This window comes from Flavimaribacter sediminis (assembly GCF_019492055.1).
Lineage (GTDB): Bacteria > Pseudomonadota > Alphaproteobacteria > Rhizobiales > Rhizobiaceae > Flavimaribacter > Flavimaribacter sediminis.
This window is the reverse complement of the sequence record NZ_JAICBX010000003.1, coordinates 309,488-330,320: the sequence shown is the minus strand read 5'-3', so window position 1 is coordinate 330,320 and position 20,833 is coordinate 309,488. Positions and strand designations below refer to the sequence as shown.

Genomic DNA, 20,833 nt, shown 5'->3' with positions numbered 1-20,833 from the left:
CAGCGCCGGCGATGGATAGGACGCCGCCGAATCACGGCCGGAGATCAAGGCGATGCAAAAACTGAAACTGCTGCTTGCGGACGACCACGATCTGGTTCGTGACATGATATCCGACTATCTGGCGGCGCAGGACGGGTTCTCCGTTTCCGTTGCGAAGGATTTCGCGGAAGCGGAAACAAGGATGTTGAAAGAGGGCCCCTATGACCTCGTCATTCTCGATTTCACCATGCCCGGCATGAACGGTCTTGAGGGGCTGGAGAAAGCCAAAGATCTCAATCTGGGCAGTCCCGTCGCCATTATTTCAGGCACAATGACACGGGCGGCCGCCGAACAGGCGCTCGCCATGGGCGCGGCCGGCTTCCTTCCGAAAACGATGACGGCGAAATCGCTGATCCACGCCGTACGCTTCATGGCGACCGGGGAGCAATATGCGCCGATTTCCTTTTTCACGGAGAAGGAAGAGGAACAAAAACACCCGCTCGCAGAGAAACTGTCATCGCGCGAACTGGAAGTGCTTGAAGGTCTCGTTGAAGGTCTTTCCAACAAGGAAATCGCTTTGAGACTTGATTTGCAGGAAGTCACGATCAAGCTGCACGTCAAGACGCTTTGCCGCAAGATGGGCGCGCGCAACCGGACCAACGCCGCCATCCTCGCCAAGGAAGCTGGTCTGTTCTAGAGCGTTCATACTGAACAAGCCGGATGCTGAAGGCCGCCATTTCTATCCTTTGGTATAGCTGACCTATCTCAGTTCCCCGATACTATCCCTTCGCCGCCACGCAACCCGTCGCTGTTCCTCTACACCCCCCGTAACACGGGGTTGAAAGATGAACATTCATGTTGACCATCCGGTTCTTGAAACGGAGCCGATCGAAATTGTGGATACTGGCGAAGCCAGGCAGCGCGGAAGCGATGTCTCGGCGCGCCGGCGCAAGATATTTCGCGCGCCCGGCTGGCTCCGCCTGAAACGCACGTCTTTCGGCTCCCTTACGATTGGCCGGATCATGCGCGGCGGACGGGTCAGCGACGCCGGACGGCTTCCGCGCTATGTCACGGTCATCGGCGTCCTGACGGCCGCGATCTGGGTTCCCGTGTTTCTCTATCTCAATCTGGCGGAGGTCAGGTACAGCTCCGATTTCTCGCTCATCCTGCCCGGCAACGGCGTTTCAACCTCCGTCAACCTCACCGATATCGGGCAGGCCTCCACGTCGGCCAACTCGGCCTATTCGAGTTCATCCATCAGCCCGACCGTCACCTACAAAAAACTGCTGCAGTCGCAATCCGTCATCAAACGCGCCGAAGAAATGCTCCTGCAGCAAGGCGTCCGGATCGGTTATCCGCGCATCAAGCTGGTCGACCAGACGAGCCTTATACAGGTCATGATGGAAGCGACGTCTCCCGAAACCGCGCGCCAATATGCAGACGCGCTGTTGAGCGCCTTTCTCGCCGAACTGGAAAAATTGCGGCAGGACGAGATCGAACGCCGGCAGGGCTCCACGGTGGGCAGCGTGAAACAGTATCAGGAAGCCGTCGACCAGATCAGGAACCGCATCAGCAAGCTCCAGATGGAGTCAGGATTGACGACAGCCGACCAGTTCCAGGAGATCGCCGTCGCCAAGGAAGAACTCGTCAAGAAGATGACCGATCTCAAGGGGCAGCACGCGCGCCAGTCGAGATTGGTCGAGTCCCTTGCGACACTGCTCGACATCTCGCCCGAAAACGCGGCCGCGTCCCTTCGTCTGCACGCCGATGTCGGATTCCAGACCCTGTTGAACGCGCTTGCGGAAGAAACCGCCAAACTCGCCGAACTCAGCCAGAGCCTCGGCGACAAGCATCCCAACATCGTCAGCCTCCGAAAGCGCGTTCTGGGCGCGCGTCTCAAACTGATGGAGCGCGGCGCCATACTCACGGGTCTTGGCGTGGAAACGCTGCAGAACGAGATCGAACATTCCACGGAAGGCCAGCGCGCCTCGCTGCTCTCGCAGTTGATGGACGGAACCGCCGAACGCGACGGGCTGGAAGCAGAGCTGGCCATTCTCGAGGACGAGTTGCAGGTCGTCGAAAAGCGTCTGATCTCGCTGCTCAGCGCAGCCTCGGAACTCGACAGCCTCAACCGGGACTACAAGGTCGCCGAAGCCGTCTTTGCGTCGGCGCTGGCGCGCTCGAACACCTTCGAGACCGACGTGTTCGCCTCCTATCCGATGGTGCAGATCATCGAGGCGCCGACCTATTCGGAAAGCCCGAGCAGCCCCAACACGCTGCTGGCGATCCTGTTTGGAATCGCCGCCACCCTGTGCGCGATCGGCGGGCTTGTTCTCTTCTGGATACGGCAGCCGCTGATCGCATGGATCACGGCGCGGCCTGCCGGGGAAGAGGACTGAGGCATGCAGAAAAACCCGGCCGAGAAACTGGTCTTTGCAACAATCGCCTCGACATGGCTCTTCTACCTCATCGGGGGCCTGTATGTCGTGGGGCCGGTTATCGGCTGGCTTCTTGCAGGACTTGCCGGGCTTTCCCTCTATCTCGGAAACGCGATCCGGGCCGATCTGCGGCCGACAGGATCGCCGCCGCCTCTGGTGCTTGGCTGGATTGCGGGCATGGTCGCCATGCTGGTTCCGCTGCTCATCGCCCACGCAGGCTGGGATCTCGGCATGGGGCAGACGATCAAGTCGGTCGTAGGCTGGGCCAAGGGCTGGGCGCTCGTCGCGCTCTTCATCTTCGCCGGAGCGACCTTGCCGATCCGCCGATCCGTCATCGTCAGGGCCATGTGCGTCGTTGCGCTGATAACGGTGGTTTTGACGCCTTTGTTCATCGTTGCGCCCATGGCCGGATTGCCGAGCATGATCTTCGTCTCGCCGCTGAAGGCAATCGGCGGGCCGGGACCGGAATATTTCAGCGTCTATCTTTACACGATCGACCCCGCGTCCGGCTCCGCGCGCTGGCAGTTCTTTGCGCCCTGGTCGCCCTTCGCCGGTCTTATCGGCGTTTTGACCGTTGCCTTCGCTCTCGACGAACGCCAGCGTTTCTGGATGCTGGTCGGCGTCCTCGGCGGGCTCACCATGATCCTTTTGTCCATGTCGAGAATGAGCCTTGTGGCGCTGCCAGTCAGCATTGCCTTGCCGCGATTGCTTCCGTTGGCCTCGCGCCCCTTCGCCTGGTTTCTCGCAGCAGCGCTGATGGGCCTGATGACGGTCTTCGGCTCGGCCCTGTTCCGCATGATCCAGCAGGCCGTAGACGCCTTCCGCGGCGCCCGCGCGGCAAGTTCCGAAGTGCGGTCGACCCTGCAGAGGATTGCCTATGAGCGCTGGTCCACAGAAGCCGTCTGGTTCGGCCATGGAACGGTCCAACCCGGTCCGCATCTGGTGGAATATATGCCGATCGGCAGCCACCACACCTGGTATGGCCTGCTCTTCGTGAAGGGTGTCGCGGGACTGCTGGCCTTCGCCATTCCGCTGGTCTGGCAAACCGCCGCCGTTGTGCACGATTGCCTTTTCCACAGCCGCGGCCGCCTGCCGCTTTCGATCACGCTCGTCATGATCATGCTGACTTTCGGCGAGAACATCGAGATCGAGGCCTATCTGATCTGGCCATCCTTCATGGTGCTTGGCGTTCACGCGAGGCAGATCGCCCGTGACAGGCTTTCCGCTGCCGAAGCATTGTCCGCGCCGCAAGGTTTGACCGCGGCGTCCTGATTCTTCACTCCCCATGTGCGGACGCGCGTGATCCTCACGGACATCAACAACTGGAAAGCCGCAATTGACGTGCGCAAGATCTATTTCAGGGACATTCGTCCGGTGGATACGATCATGGCCATAGACCGGTTCGTCAATCCGGAATGGCTTGTCGAATTCGAGGCGGATGCGATAATTTCAGGCTGGGGTGACTAGTCCCCCGAACCGCCGAAAGGATCCCGCTCCATGTCTCAATTTACTGCCGGTTCGTGCTTGTGCGGCGACGTCCAGTACGAAATCACCGGCGCGTTCGACGCCTTTTTCCTGTGCCATTGCAAACGCTGCCGCAAAGGCACGGGCACTGCCCATGCGGCCAATCTGTTTTCCTCGACGGCGACGATCAGGTGGATCGCCGGCCGCGATGACGTCCGAAGCTACAGGGTTCCGGAATCTCGTCACCAAAAGAGTTTTTGCGGCCGGTGTGGTTCCGCCGTCCCGACCGAGAAGCGCGGCTTGCTGGTGGTCCCCGCCGGCGGTCTCGACACTGAAGTCGACATCCGGCCGAACGCCCATATCTGTTGTGAAAGCAGAGCTGATTGGGACGACGGCTTCGCCGATGTTCCCTGCCTCGACGGGCTTCCGGGCTAGCTCGGATTTTGGAAACAAAAAGGCCGGCCCTTGACGGACCGGCCTCCCGGAAATTTCTGATGTGTCAGGCGGCCAGCGCGATGGTTTCCTCCCGGTCGCCGGCATTGCACAGATCCAGCCAGCCTTCCAGGAAGTTGTCTGTCGTGGACGCGGCGACGCTTCTGTTCTTTTCGCCGTCGCGCATCGCCGCGAGGTCCAGTTCCTGCAGAAAGGCGCTCCATCCGGCGACCGTGTTGTCGCCGATGTCGATCGCGCCGTTCGAGATATGCTGACGCAATCCGTCGACGCGCGGACACAGCAGCGGCCGGCCCGCCGCCATGGTTTCGAGCGCGACAAGGCCGAATGGCTCCCAGCGCGACGGCATTGCGACCGCATGGCACCGCGCCATCGCTTCCGCCGTGTTCTCGACATAGCCGTGGAACACGATGTTCGGTTTGCCTGCGGCCAGCGTCTCGAGCGCCGCGCGTTCTTCGCCGTCGCCGAAGAAGTGAAGCTCCATGTCCTGGCGTCCCGAGAGGTTGAAGCCCTTGACGAGGATGTCAAAACCCTTCTGGACGTTGAGGCGGCCGAAGGCGCCAAGCACGAACGGGCGATCCTCTGCCGGCGCATCAAGCGCGAAGAACGGCGCCAGATCGACGCCGGACGGCACGTATCGCAGACGCTTCGGGTTGCACAGCTGCCGGCGCAGCATCCAGTCGAACTGCGGACGGCTCACCGCCACCACCGTGTCGAACAGGGAATAGGCTGTTTCAAGCAGCGTTTCGAAACGCCACCGGTTCTCGACATTCGCCGTCACGAAGCGTTCGCTGTAGCTGTGCTCCACATGGATGAACGCCGTGCGCGGATGGATCGCCCGGATCGCCGTCAGCATGGGCATGTTCGCCCAGTTGACGGACAGGTGCGACACGATGATGTCGGCCTTGATCTTCGGCGGGGTGAACTGCCCGCGCCGGACCCGCACGATGCGATGCTGTCCGGCCTTGTAAAGAACAGGGCTGTTCGTCATGTGCGCGAGCATCCGGTTGACGCCGCCGAAACTGTCGTCATCAACGATATGGGTGATTGCATTGATCATTGGTCTTCTCCCTTTCAATTATGCGAGTTTCCTGCGCAGCAGGATGGATTCGGCGGCGCCCAGCAGCCCGTCGCCAAAGAGTTTGAGCGCGACGGCGGCGCCGAGGGTGATCAGAGACTTGACGGGCTCTTCAACGAAGGGGCGCAGGGACTTGCCCATGGATCGGACGCACAGATCGAAAGCAACATCGCCGTCGCGCAGCGATACGGCCCTGCGGCACAGGTAACGCAGCTGGTAGGCTTCCGCGACGCGGTCCTGCTTCCCGAGAAGCGCCGGCGCGATTGCAATCACCTTCTTGCGCATGCGGTCCCAGGATTCGAACTGCCGCTCGATATTGCTGGAAAGGCCGGAGCAATGGATCCGGTAGTCGGTCAAGAGGCCCGGAATGCCTTCGATCACCCAGTCCTGCGTGACGATGAAGCGAAGCCAGCCCTCGATGTCGTCCGACTGGCGGAAGGTCTCGTCGAACCACCAGTCGCGTTCCGTCTCGCCGGCCGGCCGGTAGGCGAAGCCCTCAAGGGCGGCGGCGCGAATGACGGCCGACGATCCGTTGCCGATCGGGTTGCGTTTGAAGACATCGATCGCCGTGATGTTCCTCAGCTTCGGCTTTTGGTCTATGCCGAGCGGCTTTCCGTTTTCGTCGATCATTCGCGAGCCGGCGAAGCTGATCCCGACCTGAGGGTTGGAGCGCAGATGCGCGACATGTTTCTCCAGCTTTTCGGGTAACCACAGATCGTCGGCGTCGCAGAACCCAATGAACTCGCCGCGTGCTTCGTGAACGCCCGTGTTGTGGGCGCCGGCCAGGCCGCGATTGGCCTGACGAACCAGCCTGAGGCGCGGATCGTCGAATGAATTGACGACGTCGACGGTGCCGTCGCTCGAGCCGTCGTCGACGACAATAAGCTCGAAATCGGCGAAGGTCTGCTCGAGCAGAGAGCGCAGCGTCTCGGCGATCATCGTTTCGCAATTATAGGCCGGAACGACGATCGAGGCGGTGACAGGATATTGGGTCATGGGTCGTACTCCCTTCGGAATGGATCAGCGATAGAAGACCATGCGCCTGACGGCGGACGGCATCAGCGGGTTGGCGAGGGCGGCCATCAGCGTCATGACGCCGCGCCGCGGGTTTTCAAAAAAGGCGGACGGGCTCCGGCCGGCGCCGCGCAGGGCAAGGCCAAGTGCTGCAAGCGGAGGCGTCTTCAGGCGCAAAGCCCGGCGCGCGAGGTAGCGCAGATGCACGGCTTCGGCCTTTCTGACGTCGCTTGCCCCGATCCGCGGATCGTGCGCCAGCGCCGTGGCGACCGATGCTTTCCAGTTGGCTTCCATGGATGAGAGATCCGCGGAAAGCCCGTGGTCGCAGGCGCGGTAATAGACGAGCCGTTCGTCCACGGCCTCGATGCGCGCGCCCTGACCGACCAGCCGGATCAGCCACTCCATGTCCTCGCCATATTTGAGCGACGTGTCGAAGCCGCCGGACTGTTCGAAGATGTCGGCGCGAACCACGATGTTGGACATGGTGCAGACCGCGTTTTCACGGATCAGGTCGCCGGCCGTCAGCGGTCCGCCCATAGGCGTCGATTCGGTTTCGACCACATCGATCGTGTTGCGGAAAAAGGCTATGCGTGCATAGACGGCGTCCGCCGCGCCGCGACGGCGGAAGGTTTCAGCCATGCGCAGAAGCTTTTCTGGCGCCCAGATATCGTCGCTGTCGAGGAAAGCCAGGAGGCTGCCCGTCGCGTAGACGAAGGCCGCGATATTACGGGCGCGGCTGGGGCCGCCGTTTTCGAGTTCAACGACGCGAACGCGGCGATCGACGGACGCATAGCGGGCGACGATGTTGCTTGTGTCGTCGGTCGAACCGTCGTCCACGATGATCAGTTCGAAATCGCCGAAGCTCTGGCAGAGAACCGATTCAATTGTGTCCGCGATTGTCTTTTGTGCGTTCCAGCACGGCATAATGACTGAGAAGAGCGGCATGGAAACCTCCTAGGCTGCGGGGTTGAGAGCGCGCGCAGGGCGCGCGAAGGCTGCCGAAAAGGCAGGAAGCGAAAGTGCAATCTGGGTCAGGCCGGTGGCGAGCATCAGCGCCCAGGCGACGCCGGTCAGACCAAACGGATAGGCCGTCACGATGGCCCCCGATGCCGCGAGAAAAATCACGACGGAGCGGCGCAGTTCGATATCCGCGCGATCGATGGCGCGAAACCATTGCGCGGTCGTCGCCCAGATGACGGAGGGAATGGCGAGGAAACAAAGCAGTGACACCAGCGGCGCGACAGGCGCCCATTTGTCGCCGAAAATCAGCGGCACGTAGACGGGAGCGGCCAGCGCCTGCATGGCGACGACCGGCGTCACGGCAAACAGCGCCAGCAAAAGGCCGGATCGCAGCACGGCGTCGCGGCTGCTACTGTTGCGGAAGTGCGGAAACAGCACGGTCGCGAACGCCACCGAGAAGGAATTGGCGATGCCGAGGCCGGCGTTGACAGCAAAATAATAGAAGCCGAGCGCGTCTGCGCCGAGCAGGCCGCCGATCAGGAACTTGTCGGACTGCATACGCAGCGCCTTGACGAGTTCCACGCCGACCACGGAGCGTCCGAATCGCAGAAACGGCGTCAGCGGCGCGCGCGGGCCGGCAGTCGGACGCCAGGGATGCAGATAGCGCATCCCCGACGTCCATATCGGCGCGCTCGCTACCCTTGCCAGGGCGATCGTGGCGGGCGAGTACCAGACGATCAGGAGCACGGCCGATAACAGGTTGGCGGAAACTGTCTGGGCGCCGGCGACGAATGCCGTTCCCTTGAGTTTGCCGTCGCGCATTGCAAGGCCGCAGTGGACGAGGCCGGGCGGCATCAGGAGATATTCGAGCGCCATGACTGCAATCAGCAGAGCGGCGGCCGCGTTTCCCAACAGAATATAAACGCCGCCGGCCACAAGGAGTTGCAGCGCAAATAGGCCGACACACCATATCCAGTTGATGCGGTTTGCGGTTCTGCAGGTTGCTTCGAGTTCGCTGTCGGAAGCGCTGATGACGCGCTGGATGACGCCGTTCTCTGTAAAGGCTTTCAAAAGTTCGGAAGTCGCCATTGCGGCTGCGACAATGCCGACTTCGACAGGCTGCAGCACGCGCGCCATGACGATGACGGCGACGATCCGCGACAGCTTCGCGGAAGCCTCCGACGCGAGATAGGCGCCGATGTTCTGCAACATCGGAGACTGGCGCGCCTCGTTCATTCTGGTCGTCATCCTGGCGAACATGATGTGTGAACCCCTTTTCCGCCGGCGGCTCTTGCGCCGGGACAAGGGTTCAATACGCAATTCGCGGCGCTGGCGGGGGCGGCGTTGGAACAGTCAAATATCGCAAAGGCTCCAGCGCCTATCCTTCCGGATAGTCGACGTCTCGATATTTCCGGAAACGAACCAAAGGCTGCGCCCACGCCGCCGCGGCGAGACGCTAGAAAGCGCCCACATTTTAAATGAGGGTCTCGAAATGACTAAGCTTCAAAATGGTAAGGCCACCTGCCGCAGCGCTTTGCGATTGGCTGTCCTGCTGTCGGCCACCGCGCTTTGCGGATGCGCTTCCCTGTCGAAGATCGAAAACAACGAGGACGTGTCGCGGGGGTTGAGCTATCAGGCCCAGTATCGCTCCGACGGCGTCGGGAAATCGGCGGCAAGCCAGTCCTCGGTGGCGATCAACGCCCGGAAATGCACGACCGGTTCGGGAGCATCCGTCGTCTCGACATCATCCTATTCCGGTCCGGTCGATACGCAGCTGCTGTCACAGGGCGACCTCGTGACCTTGATTGTCGAGGAAGACGAACTGCTCTCGGGCAGCTACGAGATCATGCAGGACGGCACATTGAAGATCACGCATGTCGCGCCTGTCCGCGCCAGCGGGCGCACGGTCGAACAGGTTGAGCGGGAGCTCGCCGCCACGCTGAAGAGCAATGGCTACTACCGGTCTGTTCCACGCGTCTCTATCCGGCTGCAGGACATAGCGGACGCGCGTGTGAACGTATCGGGCGCAGTGTTCGAGCCCGGTTCCGTGTCCGTCGGAGGACAGAGTTCGCAGGACAGGGATCTGCTTCGGCAGGAAGCAAGCGGCGCCGGCGCGCGAGACCGCCGGCTGTCCCGCGCCCTTCAGGTCGCCGGCGGCGTGCGGCCCGACGCCGATCTCGCGCGGATCAAGCTCATTCGCGGCGGCGGCGCCACGATCATCGACGTGCGTCCCGCCCTTGATGGCCGGCCGTTCAACGACGTGATCCTTCTGTCCGGGGATGTGGTCGAGGTGCCGAGCCGCAACTGCTTTCAGGAGGAACTGGTCAAGCCGTCCTCCATCACCATGCAGGGCGTGCGGGTGTTCATGTCGAACCTCGCCGATTCCGCGTCAAACAACGCCGGCGCCGCCATCGGCAAGGAGACGCAGGATCTGCGCTATGGAACGCGCTTTCTGCAGGCGATCGCCGGCATGAACTGCCTTGGCGGCTCCAAGCTCACCAACGCCAACAGAACGGCCGCGCTGATTTCCAGAAACCCTGTCACGGGAGAATCGATTGTCGTTGAACGGTCGGTCGAGCGGCTGATGCGCCAGGCGGACAGGGACGACTTCAATCCCTACATCATGCCGGGAGACGCCATGGCTTGCTACGATTCGACCTACACTACGGTCACCGATGTTCTCGAGACGCTGCCCTCTGTCCTCGGGCCTGTCGCGACGCTGTCGCTTCTGTGAGCAAGTAAGGGGCCGGGCCAACCGCCGGCCCTTTCTAACCGGATTTCGTATCGCACGCACCGGATTTATAGCGCTCAAGCGCCTTGCGCGTCCGTCCAGCAATTGCTCCAACGCCACGCATGGCGTCGCCAAGTTCAGCGATGCGGTCTTCCTGTGCGGCGGTCTGGACGCCGCGCATGGCGTTTGCGAGTTCCGTAGCGCCGAAGGTTGCGGCGGATCCGGCGCAGCGATGCGCGAGAGCAGCCAGTTCCGGCAAGCGTCCATGCTCGAAATGAGCCTGAAGCAACTCTTCGGACTCGGACAACTCGTTCAGAAAATCATCCATGCGCTGCTTCAGTTTTTCAGCAGGCAACAGTTCGGCGAGCTCATCCATAACGGACCTGTCGATCACCGCCGTGCGCGGTGTTTCGGAAACTGCTTCGCTTTCCCGCGACTGCCTGAAACTTCTCAGCATTTTTTGCAGATTGCGCTTCCGCAAGGGTTTGATAAGGCAGTCCTGCATGCCCGCCTGGGTCAGGCTTTCAAGTTCATGGGGCAGCGCATGGGCCGTCAGTCCGATGATCGGCGTTGTAGCGGATTTCCCGCCGCCTTTCCTGATGACATGGGTTGCCTCAATACCATCCATCAGCGGCATGCTGATATCCATCAGGATGAGATCGAAATCTCCATTTTGCGACTTCTCTACGCCTTCTATTCCGTTTATGGCGACGTCCACATCACACCCTTCCGCCTGCAGCAGTTCCACCGCCACAAAGCGATTTGTCTCGTTGTCCTCGACGAGCAGCACTTTCAGATTGTCTACGTCTTTGTTCTCGGCTGTTTCCGCATCGCTTTCGGCGCCCATTTGCGATGTCGCGGCGATCGGTATGGTGACGGTGAAGGTGCTGCCGGCCCCTGGCGTGCTTTCTATGCCGATATGACCGCCCAGACCTTCCGATATACGCCGGCAGATCGCCAGTCCGAGCCCGTACCCTTGCGTCTTTCGCCGATAGGAACTGTCCAGGGTGACAAACTCGTCGAAAATGCGTTCGATATCTTCCTGTTTTATGCCAATGCCCGTGTCGCTTACCGTCAATTCGACAATGCGGTTGTGGTAAGTGCTCGAGATTGATCGAGCGGTGACTGTAATGGTTCCGCCTTGCGTGAACTTGACCGCATTGCCGACAAGATTAAGCAGGATTTGTCTTAGTCGGTGCCTGTCGGAATAGATGTTGGAGAGGTCGTCTGCGATATCCAGCACTATTACGTCATTCTGTTCGGCGGCTGTGCGTTCGTTGAGGCTGCGCACCTCTTCCAGCAAATCGTCCAGCGAGAAATAGTTGTAGCGGAACTCCATGGCGCCCGCTTCGATGCTTGTGATGTCCAGCACGTCGTCGAGATGTTGTTGCAGGATTTCACCCGAGGCGATGGCGGTGCGCACATAATCTTCCTGCCGGCCGTCCAGGGCTGATGATTGCAAAAGATCAAGTGTGGCCAGGACGCCGTTGAGCGGCGTTCTCATTTCGTGGCTCATCATTGCGAGAAACTGCGACTTCGCTTTGTCCGCCGCCAACGCTTCGTCGCGCGCGGACATCAGTTCCTGCTGGTTGCGTTTTCTCTCCGAAATATCCCTGACATAGGCAATGAAGATTGGTCCCTCAGGCTCCATCGTCATGCCGATGGAAAGCTCTACAGGAAAAGTCGCGCCGTTGGACCGCATGGCTGTCACCTCGACGCGACCGGCGTCGATGATCTTCTTTTCTCCAGTCTCGAGAAAACGACGCATTCCCGCCGCGTGGGCGTCTCGCAAATTGGGAGGAATGATCAGCTCTGCCATGTTCGAGCCCAATGAGCGATTGCGAGTGTAGCCAAATATGGTTTCAGCGGCTGGGCTGAAGTCAATAACCGTTCCTTTGGCGTCAGCCAGTATGATAGCGTCCAGCGATGCATTGACAGTGCTTACGAAGCGGGAACTGCTGCGGCTCGCTTCGAGCGCACGGCGCTCGGCCACCTGAAACTGGCGGACAAGAACAGTCACCGCGACGAGCAAGGCAAGAACGAGAAGTACTCCGACGACGGCTGTTTGCTGGAGCAGAAGCGAGAAATTTGCGCGCTGCCGATCGGATGATTCTGCGAATATCTTGACGGCTCTCAGCGAAAGAGATCTGACATCGGGTCTAAGCAGAAGAAAATCTTCTTCGAGACCCGCGAGAGACCCATAGAGATCGGCGTCGTCTCCGTCGATAACAGGGAGCTCTTCGATCAGGCTTGAGCGAACCTTGATCAACAAACGTTTGGCGGTGTCGTCATTTTCAATCTGTCGAAACGGCCTGCCGGTTTGCAACGTGTCGATGCGGCTGTAGAAAATGTCAAATCTCTTGCGAAGTTCTGAAAGGACCGATGCGTCGGGTCCCGCTCTGTCTTGCGCGGTATTGATGCTGTTGAGAAGCGACAGATATTCGATCTCGAGCTGTGCGAGGTTCCACTGGATGTTGTCCAGCGGCGCAGATTGCAGGCTTGTAATCTCCCGCGCCATGCGTGAGCCGAGCACCGAGAGCGTGGTGACACACATGGCAAGAATCAGAAGCAGCAACAAAGGTCTTAGCTGCCGCTTCAGGAACGACTGCTTTACAAGGCCTTTCGCTGCTTTCTTTGACAAAGCGGATTGCCTTATTTTCGAATTTCTATCCGATCCAGTTGCCAGATGCTCTGGGAATAAACAAGTTCGGTGCGGAATTTCGCGTCCTGATCATAGGGAAAGACAATCCATAAGGGTCCCTTGTCGCGAATCGACATTTCCTTGCCATTCATCTGGTAAGCGACGATCGGCCCATCCGGAACGGCGTCTACGGTTGGAAAATCCACGGCGTAGTCGTTCAGCGCGATGGCGTGGAGTTCGCTCCCCTTGGCGTCGACGGCCTCAAGCAGGTCGCTCAGCCGCACGCCGCGAAACTCGTTTTCGCCTTCGGTCCAGATGGTCGAGGTTTTGAACGAGGCTTCCGGCATTGCCTTCAGCATCTCAAGATCGAATACGGCGGCGCCATCACGGTTTGTCACGCCGATTTCGCCGGACACGGTCAGGATGACGTCGCCTTCGGGAGAAGGCAGATCCGCGGCCTGTCCTGCAGTCGCGAACATCGCAATCCACAGGCACGCGGCGATGGTCGAGGCAATCCTGGTGACGTTCATGGCGTTTCCTTCTCCGCAAGGTTTTACGCCAGTATACCTCAAGCCGACCGTCGCCGCTCGCCCCAAAAGTCTATCGAACTATACGAAAGGATAGTCGATGTCCGAAGGTCGTTCGCTTGTTTCGTTCTGTTTTCGTTTGGCGCGGCCACTCACACCATTGTCGGTCAGGGCGTTGACCTTGCGCAACGCCCCGAAAAATAGTCGGCTCAATGTTGGCGATAGGAAGTCTGCAAAAGAGGATAGTTCAGCCCGGGTTCATTGGGCCTCACATCACTTCGAGGACAAAGTCGCAGTGTTCACCAGGGAGAATTCTTCGTTCTCATTATTCCGTTGGAAGCGTTCAGCCTTGTAGCCGTCGCCATCAGCAGTCAGTACATAAAGGACTCGCCTGTTTCCGAACTCGAGACCTTTTTCGGTTTCTTTTAGCGTGAAACCGGTAAAGCATCTTTCACCGAACGTCTTTGACGTGAAGCAGTCCGTCACCGAATTATCTTCTGCGAATGTAATTATGGAAGTGCCTATGACGTCATTCGTATTGGCATTGAGCCATTCGCCGCTGAGGACGCGCTCGTCAGCTGCATGAGCAGCGGCAAAAGTCGAAAGTGACAGTGTAATAGCAAGTGGAAGTGCTTTGAGAAGATTGCTCATGTGAACTCCATATCTGACTTTGAGCCTTTTTATCGACTTCCAGAGTTTGAATCCACTGTGAGATTGGCGCTCTTGATAAATTTATTCTTTGCATTCAAGCAATGCATGACTTGCAGGGCGCCCGCATCGCACTATAGATCGCGGCCAAGCGTTCAATCTGCAGTGAATATGAAACAAGCGCTCTTGTCAGCCCGTCCGTAACCTGTAGCGCCTGTAACAGTAACCAGCGAAACGTCCGGTGGTATGTGAGTCGAGATGATCGGGACGGGAATGACGCCGAACGTCGCAACAGAGAAGATAATGCACCAGCCAGCCGGACTGCCGTTTCCCGAGCCATTGTCGTGAGCGTTTGAAAAGATCGGCAAGCAAATCACCACGATCAGCCAGCAGACGACACCGAAAATCAGTTTCAACGCCGACAGGATCGATCAGTCGGATTGGCGCTAGGGTCGAACCTGTCTTTACGCAGTGTTCCGGCGTGACGTCGAACAATGAGGTCGTAACGTTGAACTGCGCCGATGGTGATCTGTTCAAAGTCGTAGAGAAGGGCAGGGAAGCAACGGAAGCCATGCCCTTCGAACAGGCCAAGACATATGCGCGGGAACGCAACCCTTATGTCGATGTCGAGGACGATGGCCGCGTTTATGAAATGCTGGAGGAAGAGGCGCAGGCGCGACTGAAGGAGGAATATGAGAGGCTGGACGCCTGCAGTCAGGCGAACAATCCGCTTCTCGAAATTCTCGACAAAAGCGCCGACAGCGTTCACGTGATTGCGGGCGTGGAAACGATCGACCAAGAGGCGAGGCAGCTTCTGAGTACTCCTGAAATTCCTTGGCGTCGGCGAAGGGGATGGTTTCGGAGCCACGCTTGTGATCGGCGACTGACGGGCGGTCATGGCGTCGGGACCGGTTTGAACGTGCGCGCTTTAACTGCGAAAAGCACAAAACATGAACAAAGAGAATGCAATTGCAGCGGTTCTGTGCTAAAGGAGGCGCGGTGTAATTGAGGCGCCATTTGTATTCAGACATGCGAAAGCGTGGATTCCCGAAACAAAGCCAGACTAAGTGAACCTGATTGCGGAAACGAGGCCAAACTTATAAAAACTTATGTAAAACAATATCTTATATAGATTTTGGTTATCATGGAGTTTGGACGCCGTCCGTCTTTTCAAGTTTCTTGCGACAATTGACGCATGTGGATGAGCGTGTCGGCTTGCATCGGTCCTCCATATGTGAATATATTATTCACATAAGAATTTGGGAGGATTAATGATACTGCCCCTCACGCACATTCCGTGCGAAACGTGCGCGCAGTCGCCAGACCATCTCGCTCATGCAGCCGGGCGTCCGCTCGGATCGGTTTCGGCATGACCAGCGCTTCGGATCTGCCGCTCGCCGGGCTGGTCGTGCTCGACATGAGTCAGTTTCTTTCCGGCCCCTATGCGACCCTGCGCCTGCAGGATCTCGGCGCGCGTGTGATCAAGATCGAGCGTCCTGGCGCCGGCGATCTCTCCCGCAGTCTGTATCTCAGCGATACGGAAATCGGCGGGGATTCGACCATCTTCCACGCCATAAACCGCGGCAAGGAAAGCTTGGCGATCGATCTTAAAAGCGGGGAAGATGTCGAAAAACTGCGGCGTCTGATCGCCAAGGCCGACGTTCTGGTTCAGAACTTCCGTCCCGGCGTCATAGAACGTCTGGGGCTGGACTATGACGCCGTCAAGCAGATCAATCCGAAGATCGTTTACGGATCGATCAGCGGATATGGCGAGGAAGGTCCGTGGGTGAAGAGGCCCGGCCAGGATCTGCTCGCGCAGGCGCGGTCGGGCGTCATGTGGCTGAGCGGCGACGACGGCGATGGGCCGGTGCCGATGGGACTTGCCGTCGGCGACATGTTCGCCGGTGCGGCCATGGCGCAAGGGTTGCTTGCAGGCCTCGTCAAACGCGGCCTGACCGGCGAGGGAAGCCACGTGCAGACCAGCCTTCTGGAGGCCCTCGTCGACTTCCAGTTCGAGGTGCTGACCACCTATCTCAATGACGGCAGGCGGATGCCGAAACGCTCCGGTTTCCGGAGCGCCCACGCCTACTTGTCGGCGCCTTATGGCGTCTACGAAGCCAGGGACGGCTATCTGGCGATCGCCATGACGCCGATATCCAGGCTTCGCGATCTGATGGACGTCGCCGCGCTGTCGCCCTATGCCGACGATCCAGGCAGCTGGTTCACAAACCGAGATGAAATCAAAAGGATCATTGCGGCGGCGATCGCCGAAAAGTCGATCGCGGAATGGCAGGCGGTGTTCGAACCGGCGGATATCTGGTGTTCTCCGGTGCTCGACTGGGATCAGTTGATGGAAAGCGAGGGGTTCTCGGTTCTCGACATGCTGCAGCGGGTCGAGCGGGAGGACGATGTGTCGATCCTGACGACGAGTTCGCCGATCCGCGTCAACGGCGTGCGCCCGAAATTGGCGCGCGCGGCTCCTGCCGTTGGTGAGCATACGGCAGCCATCAGCGAGGAGTTCGGCCTGTGACGGTCCCGCTCAAAGGCATGACCTGGAGCCACCCGCGCGGATACGACCCGATGGTCGCCTGCTCCACGCTTTGGAAAGAGCAGACCGGAGTCGAGATCGAGTGGGACAAGCGTTCGCTGCAGGATTTCGAATCCTTTCCGGTCGAGGAACTGGCCCGAACCTACGACCTGATCGTCATCGATCATCCCCATGTCGGCGAGATCACGGCGCAGTCCTGTCTTGCGCCTCTGGATATTGCAGGCAGGGAGCAGGAGAGGGACGCGCTCGAAGCCGGATCGGTCGGCGGTTCCTATCCGAGCTATACATGGCAGGGCCGTCAGTGGGCCTTTCCGATAGACGCCGCAGCACAGGTCATGGCCTGGCGACCGGACCTGATATCGGCAGCGCCGCTAAGCTTCGACGAGGTGATCGCGCTTGCAGAGCAGGGCCGGGTTCTGATCCCGATGCGGCCGCCCCACTGCCTGATGACCTTCTATACGCTCGCCGCCAATCTTGGAACGCCCTGCGCGACGCAGGGACCGGGCGCGCTGATCGACAGCGGCGCCGGCGCAGTGGTCTATGACATGATCGCCCGGTTGATGCGGCATGTTCCGGCATCCTGCTATGAGATGGATCCAATTGCGGTGTCGGAAAAAATGAGCGCCGGCGACGAGATCGCCTGCGCGCCGCTGATCTATGGCTATGTCAACTACGGGATCGACGGCTTCCGCGAAAAGCATCTGGCGTTCGCCGACATACCGGCGGCTGGCGAGAATGGACCGGCAGGCTCTGCGCTCGGCGGGACGGGAATCGCCGTTTCCGCCTTTTCCGATCATGTCAATGAAGCGGTGGACTTCGCCTACTGGATCGCCAGCGCAGACATACAGCGCAGACCCTTTGCAGGCGCCGGCGGCCAGCCCGGCCACGCCGCTGGCTGGGAAGATGAAACGGTCAACGTCGCGACCAACGATTTCTACAGGAATACACGGCAAACACTGGAGCGCGCCTGGGTCCGTCCGCGCCACAGCGGCTACATGCCGTTTCAGCAGCAGGCGTCTGACCGCCTGAACGCCGGTCTGATGTCCGGCGAGGCGGCAGGGCCCGTAGTCGCCGATATCAACAATCTCTTTGAAAGGAGTTTTGGCTGAGCGGCGGCCCCGGACTACAGGTCCCAGATGCGCCTGGCATTGGCGTTGAGGAGTTTCGCCTTTTCGTCCTCGCTTGCGCCTTCGAGCAACGCATGCGTGGCCGCAACCCACGCCAGCAGACCGCCGCCCAGCGTGCAGACCGGCCAGTCGCTGCCCCAAACCACGCGGTCCCATCCGAAGCTTGTAATTGTGTGCTCGACCCAGGGACGCAGCGTTTCCGCGATCCAGCTTTCCGGATCGGCATAGGCGACGACGCCTGAGATCTTCGCCGTGACGTTCGGTCGTTGCGCAATCTCCGTGATCCGGTCTCGCCAAGGCTGGCGGGCGTCTCCGGCGATGTCAGGCACGCCGCAATGATCGAGGATGAAGTTGACGTCGGGCGCCAGATCGACCAGCGCTATCGCCTTGTCCAGTTGTCGCGGCAGGACACAGAGATCGAAGGTCAACCGGCTGCCGCCGAGACGTTTGATATTCTGGCGAAACAGAGGCTGTTCGGACAGGTCGTCCGGCATGACATGGAGAACGCGACGCAAGCCCTTGACGAACGGATCGGAGAGCCAAGATTCCAGGTGTCCGGAGAAGTCGTTCTCCTCCGGACGGCAGGATACGATTGCGCCGGCGATCAGGCTGTCTTCGCGCTGCGACAGCGTCTTGACGTACGCTGTTTCGTCGTCGATGCGGGAGGTTGCAACGTCCACTTCCATATGCAGCGTCGTCGATATGCCGGCGCGGCGGGCTTCACGCTCGTAATTTTTGTAGAGCCAGTCCCGGTTCAGCGGTTCAACGTCGCTCAGCCAGGGATAATCCAGAGCTTCGCGGTCGATGACATGGAGATGCGTGTCGACAATCATTCGGTTTCCTCCCGATCCTGCAACGCAATCTTTCACAGGGGAATAATTTGTTCAAATAAGAAATTATTTGGCGTTCAGCGCTTCGGAACCGGCCAGGGCGGAGAGCTGTCTGGAGGTTTCGGCGATCAATTCCAGTGTTTCTGTCATGTCAGGCGCCTGGGGCACATTGACCAGCGCGATATAGGGGATCGTGAGGGCGGCGATCGCTCTTCCATCCGGGCCGAGCACGGGCGCCGAAAGATTATAGACGCCAGCCGTCTGGGCGCTCGGCATCATTTCGTATCCCCTCTCGCGGATCTGGTCGAGACGGTCGAAGAATTCCTTTGCGACGGTCGGATGTTCCTTGCTGCTCGAATATTCGTTGATCATCAGCAACCGTTCTTCCTGCGACCTGAACGCCAGAAGCACGTGACCGGAGCCGGTGTCGAAGAGACCGATATGCGAGCCGACGCGGATCGAAATTCCCCAGTATCCGGGAGCTTCCTGCTGTGCAACCACAACGACGGAGCCGCGATCGAAGACGGCCAACTGGTTTGCCTGCCGCGTCTGTTCGGCAAGTTCGCGCATGAATGGCGTCGCATAGGAGACCAGCCGGCGCACGGGCGCATGGGATTGTGCAAGCCCGAACAGCTTGAGGGTGAGCGAGTAACGGTCGCCGTCGATCCGCGTCACGTATCCGCGTCTGACCAGACGGTCCAGCATCCGGTAGAACTCGTTCGGGCTCCTGCCGAGATGTTTGGCGATTTCAGCCTGCGTCAGTCCTCCGTCGATCTGCGCCAGGAGTTCGAGTATGTCGAGCCCCTTGTCGAGCGCGGGCGCGCGGTAGCGATCTTCCTCCTGAATCATCTCTTCCTCCGTGAAAATGAATATTTATATACGCATATATGTGCGTATTAACAACAAAGGAATCGCTTGACCGCCAGTAAAGAAGATGTTTGTATATGAATGAACCACTCATCAGTGAGGGTTTAGGGCGCATTGCCCGCCAATCATTAACGTCTCGGGAGGAGGCTCATGAACAAGCTATTGGCCGGCGTATCCGCCGGCGTCCTCGTACTGGTTGCCGGCGAGGCTGCTGTTGCGCAGGACATGCCGGGAAAATTCGACGGCGTGACCATCGACGCCAAGCTGATCGGCGGTCAGCAATACGAAAATCTCTACTCGCGGATTGCCGAGTGGGAAGAAGCGACCGGCGCGAAGGTTAACGTCATTTCGAAGAAGAATCACTTCGATCTCGACAAGGAAATCAAATCCGATATCGCAGTGGGCGCGCTGAACTGGTGCGTCGGATCGAACCATTCATCATTCGCTCCGCAGTATCCGGGCATCTACACCGATCTCTCGCAGCTTCTGCCGCAGGAAGAAATCGACGCTTTTGTCGACGCCAACATTGACGCCTCGACGCTTGACGGCAAGCTGGTGATGTTGCCGAGGGCGCAGTTCGACGTTTCGGCTATGTATTACCAGAAGAGCCTGTTCGAAGACGAAGACAACAAGGCGAAGTTCAAGGAAAAATACGGCTACGATCTTGCCCCGCCGGAAACCTGGGAGCAGGTTACCGACCAGGCCGAGTTCTTCGCCAATCCGCCGGATTTCTACGGCACGCAGTATGCAGGCAAGGAAGAGGCGATCAATGGTCGCTTCTATGAGATGCTGCTTGCCGAGGGCGGTGAGTATCTCGACGGGGACGGTCGCCCGGCGATCAATTCCAAAGCCGGCGTTCGTGCGCTCAACTGGTTCGTCGAGTTGTACGAGAACAAGGCTGTTCCGGCCGGCACGACCAACTACCTGTGGGACGATCTCGGACAAGGCTTTGCTTCCGGCACCGTGGCGCTCAATCTGGACTGGCCGGGCTGGGCAGGCTTCTTCAATGATCCTGACGCCTCCAAGGTCGCTGGCAATGTCGGCGTGGTAGCGCCGCCCAAGGGTTCGTCCGGCGCTCGCACCGGATGGTCCGGTCACCATGGCTTCTCGGTAACCGAAAGCTGTCCCGACAAGGAGGCCGCCGCCTCGCTGGTCTGGTTCCTGACCAACGAGGACAGTCAGAAGCTGGAAGCCGGGGCCGGTCCGCTGCCGACCCGGGACGCGGTCTGGGAATGGGTAATCGCGGAAGCCCAGGGCGACGATTATCGCACCGAGGTGCTCCAGGCTTTCCAGGAGGCAGCCAAGGGCGCATATCCGGTGCCCCAGACGCCCGAGTGGATTGCGATATCCAACGCCGTCTATCCCGAGCTTCAGGCGGCCATTCTCGGCGACAAGACGCCCCAGCAGGCGCTTGACGACGCGAACCAGTCGGCGACCGAAATACTGGAAGACGCAGGCGAACTCTAGGCCATTAGAAACTGAAGGGCGCGGCGTGTCCGCGCCCTTGCTTTCTCCGGTTCACCCGTCTGGC

At 59.6% G+C, this 20,833-nt stretch carries 19 protein-coding genes; 10 read left to right on the top strand and 9 right to left on the bottom strand.

The features are described from left to right. Positions 1-52 precede the first annotated feature (52 nt). From K1W69_RS17150 to K1W69_RS17130, 5 genes are all read left to right on the top strand, one after another. Positions 53-676, top strand: coding sequence for a response regulator (locus K1W69_RS17150; protein ID WP_258571158.1), 624 nt, complete (start codon positions 53-55; stop codon positions 674-676). Positions 677-824: 148 nt separating this feature from the next. Beyond that, complete coding sequence (locus K1W69_RS17145; protein ID WP_220229647.1) at positions 825-2,378, top strand: GumC family protein; 1,554 nt, start codon at positions 825-827, stop codon at positions 2,376-2,378. Positions 2,379-2,381: 3 nt separating this feature from the next. After that, positions 2,382-3,689 carry a hypothetical protein gene (locus K1W69_RS17140; RefSeq protein WP_220229646.1) on the top strand — a complete coding sequence of 436 codons (1,308 nt, stop codon included), beginning with the start codon at positions 2,382-2,384 and terminating at the stop codon, positions 3,687-3,689. Between the two features lie 27 nt (positions 3,690-3,716). After that, complete coding sequence (locus tag K1W69_RS17135; RefSeq protein ID WP_220229645.1) at positions 3,717-3,884, top strand: RidA family protein; 168 nt, start codon at positions 3,717-3,719, stop codon at positions 3,882-3,884. A gap of 30 nt (positions 3,885-3,914) precedes the next feature. Then, positions 3,915-4,316, top strand: coding sequence for a GFA family protein (locus tag K1W69_RS17130; RefSeq protein ID WP_220229644.1), 402 nt, complete (start codon positions 3,915-3,917; stop codon positions 4,314-4,316). Between the two features lie 64 nt (positions 4,317-4,380). Here the strand turns inward: K1W69_RS17130 and K1W69_RS17125 are convergent, their stop codons facing one another. The 4 genes from K1W69_RS17125 to K1W69_RS17110 are packed head-to-tail and all read right to left on the bottom strand — an operon-like array spanning position 4,381 to position 8,643. Next, positions 4,381-5,391 (bottom strand): glycosyltransferase family 4 protein, encoded by a 1,011-nt coding sequence (locus K1W69_RS17125; RefSeq protein WP_220229643.1) that lies wholly within the window; start codon positions 5,389-5,391, stop codon positions 4,381-4,383. An 18-nt stretch (positions 5,392-5,409) separates the two neighbouring features. After that, positions 5,410-6,405 carry a glycosyltransferase family 2 protein gene (locus K1W69_RS17120; RefSeq protein WP_220229642.1) on the bottom strand — a complete coding sequence of 332 codons (996 nt, stop codon included), beginning with the start codon at positions 6,403-6,405 and terminating at the stop codon, positions 5,410-5,412. Positions 6,406-6,429: 24 nt separating this feature from the next. Next, on the bottom strand, positions 6,430-7,368 hold the full coding sequence (locus K1W69_RS17115) for a glycosyltransferase family 2 protein (protein WP_220229641.1): 939 nt from the start codon (positions 7,366-7,368) through the stop codon (positions 6,430-6,432). 9 nt (positions 7,369-7,377) lie between these two features. Then, on the bottom strand, positions 7,378-8,643 hold the full coding sequence (locus tag K1W69_RS17110) for an oligosaccharide flippase family protein (RefSeq protein WP_220229640.1): 1,266 nt from the start codon (positions 8,641-8,643) through the stop codon (positions 7,378-7,380). A 232-nt stretch (positions 8,644-8,875) separates the two neighbouring features. Here K1W69_RS17110 and K1W69_RS17105 point away from each other — a divergent pair, with 232 nt between their 5' ends. Further along, positions 8,876-10,117, top strand: coding sequence for a polysaccharide biosynthesis/export family protein (locus K1W69_RS17105; protein ID WP_220229639.1), 1,242 nt, complete (start codon positions 8,876-8,878; stop codon positions 10,115-10,117). A 34-nt stretch (positions 10,118-10,151) separates the two neighbouring features. Here K1W69_RS17105 and K1W69_RS17100 read toward each other — a convergent pair whose 3' ends face one another. The 3 genes from K1W69_RS17100 to K1W69_RS17090 all read right to left on the bottom strand — a co-directional run bounded on the left by K1W69_RS17100 (position 10,152) and on the right by K1W69_RS17090 (position 13,933). Further along, the gene (locus K1W69_RS17100; protein WP_220229638.1) at positions 10,152-12,755 is read right to left on the bottom strand and encodes a hybrid sensor histidine kinase/response regulator; all 2,604 of its coding nucleotides are present in this window, start codon (positions 12,753-12,755) and stop codon (positions 10,152-10,154) included. 11 nt (positions 12,756-12,766) lie between these two features. Further along, positions 12,767-13,285, bottom strand: a complete 519-nt coding sequence (locus K1W69_RS17095; protein ID WP_220229637.1) for a putative pterin-binding protein — start codon at positions 13,283-13,285, stop codon at positions 12,767-12,769. 270 nt (positions 13,286-13,555) lie between these two features. Beyond that, positions 13,556-13,933, bottom strand: coding sequence for a hypothetical protein (locus K1W69_RS17090; RefSeq protein ID WP_220229636.1), 378 nt, complete (start codon positions 13,931-13,933; stop codon positions 13,556-13,558). A 478-nt stretch (positions 13,934-14,411) separates the two neighbouring features. On the opposite strand from K1W69_RS17090, the gene K1W69_RS17085 reads away from it, so the two are divergent. From K1W69_RS17085 to K1W69_RS17075, 3 genes are all read left to right on the top strand, one after another. Further along, positions 14,412-14,939 (top strand): hypothetical protein, encoded by a 528-nt coding sequence (locus K1W69_RS17085; protein WP_220229635.1) that lies wholly within the window; start codon positions 14,412-14,414, stop codon positions 14,937-14,939. A 360-nt stretch (positions 14,940-15,299) separates the two neighbouring features. Continuing rightward, positions 15,300-16,460 carry a CaiB/BaiF CoA transferase family protein gene (locus K1W69_RS17080; protein WP_220229634.1) on the top strand — a complete coding sequence of 387 codons (1,161 nt, stop codon included), beginning with the start codon at positions 15,300-15,302 and terminating at the stop codon, positions 16,458-16,460. Positions 16,461-16,477: 17 nt separating this feature from the next. Further along, a complete protein-coding gene (locus tag K1W69_RS17075) occupies positions 16,478-17,587 on the top strand; it encodes an ABC transporter substrate-binding protein (protein WP_220230007.1) in 1,110 nt (369 codons plus the stop codon). A 14-nt stretch (positions 17,588-17,601) separates the two neighbouring features. On the opposite strand, the gene K1W69_RS17070 is transcribed toward K1W69_RS17075, so the two are convergent. Together K1W69_RS17070 and K1W69_RS17065 are read right to left on the bottom strand one after the other, a co-directional pair. Further along, complete coding sequence (locus tag K1W69_RS17070) at positions 17,602-18,438, bottom strand: amidohydrolase family protein (protein ID WP_220229633.1); 837 nt, start codon at positions 18,436-18,438, stop codon at positions 17,602-17,604. A gap of 63 nt (positions 18,439-18,501) precedes the next feature. Then, positions 18,502-19,284 (bottom strand): IclR family transcriptional regulator, encoded by a 783-nt coding sequence (locus K1W69_RS17065; protein WP_220229632.1) that lies wholly within the window; start codon positions 19,282-19,284, stop codon positions 18,502-18,504. 168 nt (positions 19,285-19,452) lie between these two features. On the opposite strand from K1W69_RS17065, the gene K1W69_RS17060 reads away from it, so the two are divergent. Further along, complete coding sequence (locus K1W69_RS17060) at positions 19,453-20,769, top strand: ABC transporter substrate-binding protein (RefSeq protein ID WP_220229631.1); 1,317 nt, start codon at positions 19,453-19,455, stop codon at positions 20,767-20,769. Positions 20,770-20,833: the final 64 nt, after the last annotated feature.

Excerpts from the sequence above, each read along its gene's own strand:
- K1W69_RS17150 (WP_258571158.1), top strand. The coding sequence starts at position 53 with ATGCAAAAACTGAAACTGCTGCTTGCGGACGACCACGATCTGGTTCGT.
- K1W69_RS17145 (WP_220229647.1), top strand. The coding sequence starts at position 825 with ATGAACATTCATGTTGACCATCCGGTTCTTGAAACGGAGCCGATCGAA.
- K1W69_RS17140 (WP_220229646.1), top strand. The coding sequence starts at position 2,382 with ATGCAGAAAAACCCGGCCGAGAAACTGGTCTTTGCAACAATCGCCTCG.
- K1W69_RS17130 (WP_220229644.1), top strand. The coding sequence starts at position 3,915 with ATGTCTCAATTTACTGCCGGTTCGTGCTTGTGCGGCGACGTCCAGTAC.
- K1W69_RS17125 (WP_220229643.1), bottom strand. The coding sequence starts at position 5,391 with ATGATCAATGCAATCACCCATATCGTTGATGACGACAGTTTCGGCGGC.
- K1W69_RS17120 (WP_220229642.1), bottom strand. The coding sequence starts at position 6,405 with ATGACCCAATATCCTGTCACCGCCTCGATCGTCGTTCCGGCCTATAAT.
- K1W69_RS17115 (WP_220229641.1), bottom strand. The coding sequence starts at position 7,368 with ATGCCGCTCTTCTCAGTCATTATGCCGTGCTGGAACGCACAAAAGACA.
- K1W69_RS17110 (WP_220229640.1), bottom strand. The coding sequence starts at position 8,643 with ATGTTCGCCAGGATGACGACCAGAATGAACGAGGCGCGCCAGTCTCCG.
- K1W69_RS17105 (WP_220229639.1), top strand. The coding sequence starts at position 8,876 with ATGACTAAGCTTCAAAATGGTAAGGCCACCTGCCGCAGCGCTTTGCGA.
- K1W69_RS17095 (WP_220229637.1), bottom strand. The coding sequence starts at position 13,285 with ATGAACGTCACCAGGATTGCCTCGACCATCGCCGCGTGCCTGTGGATT.
- K1W69_RS17090 (WP_220229636.1), bottom strand. The coding sequence starts at position 13,933 with ATGAGCAATCTTCTCAAAGCACTTCCACTTGCTATTACACTGTCACTT.
- K1W69_RS17080 (WP_220229634.1), top strand. The coding sequence starts at position 15,300 with ATGACCAGCGCTTCGGATCTGCCGCTCGCCGGGCTGGTCGTGCTCGAC.
- K1W69_RS17075 (WP_220230007.1), top strand. The coding sequence starts at position 16,478 with ATGACCTGGAGCCACCCGCGCGGATACGACCCGATGGTCGCCTGCTCC.
- K1W69_RS17070 (WP_220229633.1), bottom strand. The coding sequence starts at position 18,438 with ATGATTGTCGACACGCATCTCCATGTCATCGACCGCGAAGCTCTGGAT.
- K1W69_RS17065 (WP_220229632.1), bottom strand. The coding sequence starts at position 19,284 with ATGATTCAGGAGGAAGATCGCTACCGCGCGCCCGCGCTCGACAAGGGG.
- K1W69_RS17060 (WP_220229631.1), top strand. The coding sequence starts at position 19,453 with ATGAACAAGCTATTGGCCGGCGTATCCGCCGGCGTCCTCGTACTGGTT.